Genomic DNA, 7,497 nt, shown 5'->3' with positions numbered 1-7,497 from the left:
CAGATCAGAGTGAATTCGAGGCGGAGCGGGGCTAGCGCCCTCTCTGCCGGAAGGCCCGCAGTGGCGGGCGAACGACTGTCGGATCAACCAACACAGGAGAGAGTCAGGCAAAAAGAAAGGCCCCCCAAACGGCGAACCGTCCGGAAGGCCCTCTGATAGCTAGCACCGTCAGAAAACACCTTCCATCCTGATTTGTCAACGACGTCGTTTGCGGCGAACCTTGATTCTTGCCCGATCACAAGAGGGCAACATCATGCTGGAACATGTCACGACGCCCTTCGGGGCGCGGGGTCTGTCGCGCGCCATGCTGGCCGGACAGGCAACGGCGGCGGCTTGCCCGCCGGATGCGCGGGCCGAGAAGTGGCGGCTGCTGCGCGATGCGACGGAGGCGCGTGCACGGCTCGGGGTGTCCGACCGGGCCCTGGCCGTGCTGTCGGCGCTGCTGTCGTTTCACCAGGGCGACGAACTTTGCGCCGAGGACGGCCTCGTCGTCTTTCCGTCGAACCGGACGCTGTCGCAGCGCGCCCACGGGATCTCCGAGGCGACCCTGCGCCGGGCGATCGCGCAGCTCGTTGCGGCCGGCCTGATCGTCCGCCAGGACAGTCCGAACGGCAAGCGCTATGCGCGCCGCGACGGCGAAGGCAACTTCGCGCTCGCCTTCGGCTTCGATCTGCGGCCCCTGCTCGCCCGCGCCGGCGAGATCATGGCCCATGCGGAGACCGTTCGCGACGAGCGGCGGCAGCTTGCCGAGTTGCGGGAAGAGGTCACGCTGCTGCGCCGCGACATCTCCAAGACCATTGCCTGGGCGATCGAGGAGTCGGTCGAGGGTTGGGAAGCCGTGGCCGAGGCCTATGCGGCGCTTTCCGGCAGCACCGACCGCCGTCTTTCCATCGCCGGAACGGCCCGTCTTCGCGACGGCCTCGCCGAGCTCAAGGCAGATGCCGCCAAACTGCTGGAAAGCATCCATCTTTCCACAAATTCTAACGGCAATGACCATCACCATGAGCGGCATAAACAAGATTCAAACCAGACTCCCATTTCTGACTCTGAAAGCTTCGAAAACGAAGCCCGCGGAAACGCCGAGCACGAATCCGCAGGATCGGCGGGTGGAGCCGATGGCAGCCGCAAGGTGCCGGGTGAGGAGATCCGGCTGCATCTCGGCATGATCCTGAAGGCCTGTCCCGACATCGGCGCCTACACGCCGGGCGGGGTGTCGGACTGGGGCGATCTGGTCACGGCGGCAGAGCGGGCGCGGGCGGCGCTCGGGATTTCGCCGGACGCCTGGCGCAGCGCCGTGTCGGCGATGGGCGAGTCCGGCGCGGCCGTGACGGTCGCGACCATCCTGCAGCGGGCCGAGGAGATCAATTCGCCCGGCGGGTATCTGCGGGCGTTGACGGCCAAGGCGGCGAGCGGCGGGTTCACGCCGGCACCCGTGGTGATGTCCTTGTGGCGGCAGCAGGCGCGGGCCTCGTCGCCGCCGACGTGATCCCGTCGGGCATTATCGTTTCGGGGGCGGCGCTCGGACTTATCAGCTGATAACTCCGGTTTGGGAAGATGCGTCCGCTTAGGCCTCATCCGCGCCCTGCCCTTCGCGATTTGACCTTGGCCGTCGTTCGGACCACTCTGCCGGGGTCCCGCGTCGTGACGGAGCCGCGCCGGAATTATCAGCTGATAATTCGAGAAGAGCGCGGCGTGATGCGGACGACACGTTGCCGGCATCGCCGGCTGTGACGAAAGGGAGACATCGATGACCAGACGCCTCGGGCTGATTGCCAGCCTCGCGCTCATTCCGCTTCTCGTCGCCATGCCGCTGCGGGCCGAGACCTTCGTCAACATCCTTACCGGCGGCCAGGCCGGGGTCTACTATCCGCTCGGCGTCGCGCTCGAGAAGATCTTCGCGGCCAAGGTGCCGGATGCGCGGCCCTCGGTGCAGGCCACCAAGGCCTCGGTCGAAAACCTCAACCTGCTGCAGGCCGGCCGCGGCGAGATCGCCTTCAGCCTCGGCGACAGTCTGCGTGACGCCTATGCCGGAAACACCGAACTCGGTTTCGCCAAGCCGCTCGACAAGCTGCGCACCATCGCCGCGATCTATCCGAACTACATCCAGATCGTCGCCTCGAAGGAGTCGGGCATCACGACGCTAGCCGATCTCAAGGGCAAGCGTCTGTCGGTCGGTGCGCCGGCGTCCGGCACCGAACTCACGCCCGCGCCATTCTCGGTGCGGCCGGGCTCACCTATGACGATCTCGGCAAGGTCGAATACCTGCCGTTTGCCGAATCCGTCGAGTTGATGAAGAACCGGCAGATCGACGCGACCCTGCAGTCGGCCGGCCTCGGCGTCGCCTCGCTGCGTGACCTTGCGAACGCGGTGGCGATCACCGTGGTCGAAGTGCCCGCCGACGCGGTGAGCTCGATCGGCGCGCCTTACGCCGCCGGCACGATCCCGGCCGGCACCTATCAGGGCCAGGACGCGGATGTTCCGACGGCGACGGTGATCAACTATCTCGTCACCCATTCCGACGTGCCCGACGACGCGGTCTACGCGATGACCAAGGCGATCTTCGAAAGCCTGCCGGATCTGGCCGCGGCCCACGCCGCCGCCAAGGCGATCAAGCTCGACGCCAACGCCATCGTCTCCCCGGCGCCGCTGCATCCGGGCGCCGAGCGCTACTTCAAGGAACAGGGTCTGATGTGATCCGCCGGACTGCAGCCGGCATCCCGGCCGGCTGCAGTCGCCGCCCCTTGCGGGCGCCGGGGAGGGCGCCGTCCGTCCTCCCTTGCATTCCATATCCGCCATCACGTTCGAGGATCTTCCATGACCGACAGCCGGCAGGCCGCCGCTGAGGCGGCCGAGCATATTCCCGGGTGGGGGACGGGCGGCGGCGCGAAGCTGCTGTTTGCAATCGCCATCGCCTTCTCCGCCTTCCAACTCTGGACCGCGGCCTATGCGCCGTTGCCGAGCCAGGTGGTCCGGTCGGTCCATGTCGGCTTCCTGATGCTGCTGCTGTTCGGTCTGGTGGCGAATGCGCATCCAAGGCTCGGCGCGCGGGCGCTGTGGTGGGCGCTCGGTCTCGTCGGCTTTGCCATCGGCTTCTATCACTGGATCTTCTACAACGACCTGATCCTGCGCGCCGGCCTGCCGAGCGAGACCGACATCCTCGTCGGCGTCGTCGCCGTGGCCATCGTGTTCATCGCCGGCTGGCGGATGATGGGCATCGCCCTGCCCCTCGTCTGCGCCACCTTCCTGCTCTACGGCCTGTTCGGCCAGCATCTGCCGAGCCCGCTCAATCACCGCGGCTATGCCTTCGACCAGTTCGTCGAGGTGCTGTTTCTGGGTACGGAGGGCATCTACGGCACGCCGACCTACGTGTCGTCGAGCTACATCTTCCTGTTCATCCTGTTCGGCTCCTTCCTGGAGCGGGCCGGCATGATCCAGCTGTTCAACGACATCGCGCTCGGCACGGTCGGCCACACCCGCGGCGGCCCGGGCAAGGTCTCGGTGGTCGCCTCGGGGCTGATGGGCACGATCAACGGCTCGGGCGTCGCCAATGTCGTCACCACCGGCGCCTTCACCATCCCGCTGATGAAGCGCTTCGGCTTCAAGTCGGCCTTTGCCGGCGGCGTCGAGGCCACCTCCTCCATGGGCGGGCAGATCATGCCGCCGGTGATGGGCGCGGTCGCCTTCATCATGGCCGAGACGCTCGGCGTCGATTACGTGGTCATCGTCCAGGCGGCCATCGTGCCGGCGATCCTCTATTTCCTCACCGTGTTCTGGATGGTGCATCTGGAAGCCGGGCGGCTGGGTCTCGCCGGTTTGCCGAAGGCCGAGTGTCCGAGCGCGCTCGGCGCGATCCGGGCACGGTGGTATCTGCTGCTGCCGCTCGTCGCGCTGGTCTGGCTGCTGTTCTCCGGCTACACGCCGCTGTTTGCGGGCACCGTCGGTCTCGGCCTCACGGCGCTGATCGTGCTCGGCATGCCGCTCGGCCTCGCGCTCGGCCCGGTGCCGCGCCTGCTGTTCTGGGTGGCGCTGGGCCTGCTCGCCTCGGCCGGTTTCGGCACCAGCTTCACGGTCGCCGGCACGGAGATCCGCGGCATCAGCGTCGTGTTGCTGCTGGTGCTGCTGATGGTGCTGGTGAACTTCGCGGTTCGCGGCGGCCGCGAAACCCTGCGGCTCTGCCTCGACAGTCTCGGGGAGGGTGCCAAGAATGCCCTGCCCGTCGGCGTGGCCTGCGCCCTCGTCGGCATCATCATCGGCGTTCTCGCCCTGACCGGTTCGGCAACCACCTTTGCCCGTGTGATCGTCGCGATCGGGGAAAACTCGCTGTTCCTGTCGCTGGTGCTGACGATGCTGACCTGCCTCGTGCTCGGCATGGGCGTGCCGACGATCCCGAACTACATCATCACGTCGTCGATCGCCGGTCCGGCGCTGCTGGAGCTCGGCGTGCCGCTGATCGTCAGCCACATGTTCGTGTTCTACTTCGGCATCATGGCCGACCTGACGCCGCCGGTGGCGCTTGCCGCCTTCGCCGCGGCGCCGATCGCCAGGGAAAGCGGCATGAAGATCGGGTTGCAGGCGGTGCGCATCGCCGCCGCCGGCTTCGTCGTGCCGTTCATGGCCGTCTATGCGCCGACGATCATGCTGCAGGACGGCGGGCCGCTGGCGCTGTCGATCGGCTTCTGGCCGGCGGTCGCCTACACGGTGACCAAGGCCGTGATTGCCATCGGCCTGTGGGGCGCCGCCGCGATCGGCTGGCTCGGCGGGCGGCTGGTCGTGTGGGAGCGCTTGCTCGCTTTTGTGAGCGCGGCGCTGATGGTCGCGGCGCTCCCGATCACTGACGAGCTCGGCCTGGTCGGCGCTGCCGCGTTCGCCTTCTGGCGCTGGCGCAAGTCGCGCGCGCCGGCGCAGGCGGCATGAGCCTGCTCTGCATCGCCGGAGCAGGGGTGACGGTGCGGATTGCCGCCACCGTCTTCACCCTCGCCTGGACCCATACGATCGAGAAGGTTCCCTGGGAAGAGGACTGGCGGATCGAAGGCCACCGCCTGATGCTGACGCAATCGCGGATCAAGGGCAGCGGAGCCGGGATGGAACCGCCGCCGGACGCCCGGCTCGAAGACGGTTTCTATCGCTGGGCGCCGGCCGATCCCTATCGTACCGAGGTGATCCTGCGCCGCGCGCCGGTCGAGATCGCCGGCGACTGGCGTCTCTGTGTCGACGGCGCCTGCCGAAGGCTCGGCGAAATCGTGCCGGTCGAGGCCGATCCGGTGCGGCTGTCGGTCTGTCCTGACGATGCGACAGATGGTCTGAGATCGCCGTGACCTGACTCAGGCGGAATATACGGCTCCGCTGAGCGCAGATCTCGCCGCCACGGCCTTCGCCGCATGCACCAGCCAGTCGCCGAGACTCAACGCAAAACTGCGCGGCACGGCAACAAGATAGCCGGTTGGCTCCGCAAGCAGCAGGGCGCCGATGCCGATCACCTCGGTCATCCGTCCGTCGCCGGCGGGCAAGGCACGCGGATCGAGATCAAGCGCACAGCCGGTCTCCAGCAGCGCCCGGGCGTCCAGTCCGGCGATGCGGAACACGGCGCGGCCATCGCTCTGGTCGGTGACGAGGGCGAGATCACCGAGCGCCGCGCGCAGACGGCGCTCCAGCGCCCATCCGTCCATCGTCTCGGAGAGAACGGCAAAGCGCGCCGGTGCGGTGCGCAGCAGCGTGAGGCCATCGGCCGCGACGGAGGCAAGGCCGGCGGGGAGGGCGTCGCCGACCATCTGCGCCAGGGTCGCCTCGGCCGCGGCGAGCGAGGAGGACGGCACGGCGATCGTCGCCATGGCCATGTCCGGCCGGGTGATCGTGAGGGCGTCAGGCACGGGCGCGGGTTCCTTCCGGATCGAGGAAACTGGGGGCGACAACTTCGGCGAGGCAGTCGCCGCCGCGCACCGGGTCGTGGACGCGGACGATCTCGCCGCGCCGGCTGTCGCCGTTCGCCAGATAGCCGAGGCCGATCCAGTGGCCGAGCGACGGCGAGAAGGCGACCGAGGTGACATAGCCCTGGTCGTTGGCGGCCTCCGCCGGCGCATCCTTGGGAAGAAGATGCGCGCCGGATCGCAGGCGCGAGGTCGTCTCCACCGGCTTCAGGCCGACGAGACGGCCCCGGGCCGGATCGACGAGGTCATGCCGCCGCGACAGGACCCGGCCGATGCAGGGAGTGGGCCGGTCGGCGAAGACGCCGAGGCCGAGCTGATGGGCGCTGACCTGCCCGTTGAACTCGGCTGCCGCCGGGTGGCCCTTCTCGATGCGCATCACGCCGACCGCCTCGAGGCCGTAGGGCACGATGCCGAGATCGCCGCAGCGGTCGAGCAATGCGGCCATCACCTCGGCGCCGCGCCGGGCCGGAACGCCGATCTCATAGGCGAGTTCGCCGGAGAAGGTGAGGCGGAACAGGCGCGCGCGCAGGCCGCCGAGCACGGTCGTCTCGGCGAAGGCGAGGAAGGGGAAGGCGTCCCTGGAAAGGTCGAAGCCGGGATCGACGATCCGCGCCAGCGCCTCGCGCGCCTTCGGTCCGGCCAGCGCCAGCTGCGCCCACTGTTCGGAGACGGACTGGATCGCGACGGCAAGATCGGGAAACAGCACCTGCCGGCAGAATTCGAAATGCTCGTAGACCTTGGCCGCATGGGCGGTGGAGCAGGTGACGAAATAATGCTGCTCGCCGATCCGCGCGATCGTGCCGTCGTCGAAGGCGAAGCCGTCCTCGCGCAGCATCAGGCCATAGGTGCAGCGGCCGACCTTCAGCCTGGCCACCGGACTTGCGAAGATGCGGGCGAGATACTCGGCGGCATCGGGGCCGAACACCTCGATCTTGCCGAGCGTCGACATGTCGGTGACGCCGACGCCGGAGCGGACGGCCTTCACCTCGCGGCAGACAGTCGTCAACCAGTCGGTCTCGCCGGGCAGGGGATAATACTGCGCCCGCCACCAGGGACCGGATTCGATCATCTGCGCGCCGCGCGCCTCCGCGACCGGATTGGTCGGCGCCTCGCGGCGCGGGCGGAAACTCCTGCCGCGATGCGGTCCGGCGAAGGCGCCGATCGCCACCGGCTCGACCGGCGGGCGCGAGGTGACGATGCCGGTCTCGGCGATGGTGCGGCCGGTGACCTCGGCCAGAATCGCAAGGCCGTTGAGATTGGCGGTGCGGCCCTGGTCGGTCGCCATGCCGAGCGTCGTGTAGCGCTTCAGATGCTCCACCGAGATGTAGCCCTCGCGGGCGGCAAGGGCGACATCGTCGGTGGTGACATCATGCTGGAAGTCGACGAAGGCCTTCGCCTTGCCGCCCGTCACATGCCAGACCGGCGCCAGCGCGAAGCGCTCGTCGTCGGCCCGGGGCATGGGGAGGGCGGACCCGGCAAAGCCGCAGCTCGGCGGCCTTCGTCCCGGCGGCGGCGCTTCGGCAAGGCAGGCGGCCAGCGTCATTGTGCCGGCGGCGGAGCCGGCGACTGCATG

General features: G+C 68.4%; 5 protein-coding genes and 1 pseudogene. 4 read left to right on the top strand and 2 right to left on the bottom strand.

Features of this window, described 5'->3' with window-relative positions; all coding sequences use genetic code 11:
- The first annotated feature begins 253 nt into the window (after positions 1-253).
- The 4 genes and pseudogenes from repC to A6302_RS18305 all read left to right on the top strand — a co-directional run bounded on the left by repC (position 254) and on the right by A6302_RS18305 (position 5,315).
- Positions 254-1,486 carry a plasmid replication protein RepC gene (gene repC, locus A6302_RS18320; protein ID WP_069308242.1) on the top strand — a complete coding sequence of 411 codons (1,233 nt, stop codon included), beginning with the start codon at positions 254-256 and terminating at the stop codon, positions 1,484-1,486.
- Positions 1,487-1,747: 261 nt separating this feature from the next.
- Positions 1,748-2,694 (top strand): annotated as a pseudogene (locus tag A6302_RS18315) (TAXI family TRAP transporter solute-binding subunit).
- Positions 2,695-2,814: 120 nt separating this feature from the next.
- Positions 2,815-4,914 carry a TRAP transporter permease gene (locus A6302_RS18310; RefSeq protein WP_069308241.1) on the top strand — a complete coding sequence of 700 codons (2,100 nt, stop codon included), beginning with the start codon at positions 2,815-2,817 and terminating at the stop codon, positions 4,912-4,914.
- Positions 4,911-5,315, top strand: a complete 405-nt coding sequence (locus A6302_RS18305) for a DUF1850 domain-containing protein (RefSeq protein WP_069308240.1) — start codon at positions 4,911-4,913, stop codon at positions 5,313-5,315. Before A6302_RS18310 ends, A6302_RS18305 begins: the two co-directional genes overlap by 4 nt.
- Positions 5,316-5,321: 6 nt before the next feature.
- Here A6302_RS18305 and A6302_RS18300 read toward each other — a convergent pair whose 3' ends face one another.
- On the bottom strand, positions 5,322-5,867 hold the full coding sequence (locus A6302_RS18300) for a sarcosine oxidase subunit gamma (RefSeq protein ID WP_069308239.1): 546 nt from the start codon (positions 5,865-5,867) through the stop codon (positions 5,322-5,324).
- On the bottom strand, positions 5,860-7,497 hold a 1,638-nt coding region (locus tag A6302_RS18295; RefSeq protein WP_280939417.1), incomplete at its 5' end, for a glycine cleavage T C-terminal barrel domain-containing protein. The genes A6302_RS18295 and A6302_RS18300, both read right to left, overlap by 8 nt.

This window comes from Methylobrevis pamukkalensis (assembly GCF_001720135.1).
Lineage (GTDB): Bacteria > Pseudomonadota > Alphaproteobacteria > Rhizobiales > Pleomorphomonadaceae > Methylobrevis > Methylobrevis pamukkalensis.
Note: the sequence above shows the minus strand (reverse complement) of the source record. Positions and strands in the feature narration are given on the sequence as shown.

Excerpts from the sequence above, each read along its gene's own strand:
- repC (WP_069308242.1), top strand. The coding sequence starts at position 254 with ATGCTGGAACATGTCACGACGCCCTTCGGGGCGCGGGGTCTGTCGCGC.
- A6302_RS18310 (WP_069308241.1), top strand. The coding sequence starts at position 2,815 with ATGACCGACAGCCGGCAGGCCGCCGCTGAGGCGGCCGAGCATATTCCC.
- A6302_RS18305 (WP_069308240.1), top strand. The coding sequence starts at position 4,911 with ATGAGCCTGCTCTGCATCGCCGGAGCAGGGGTGACGGTGCGGATTGCC.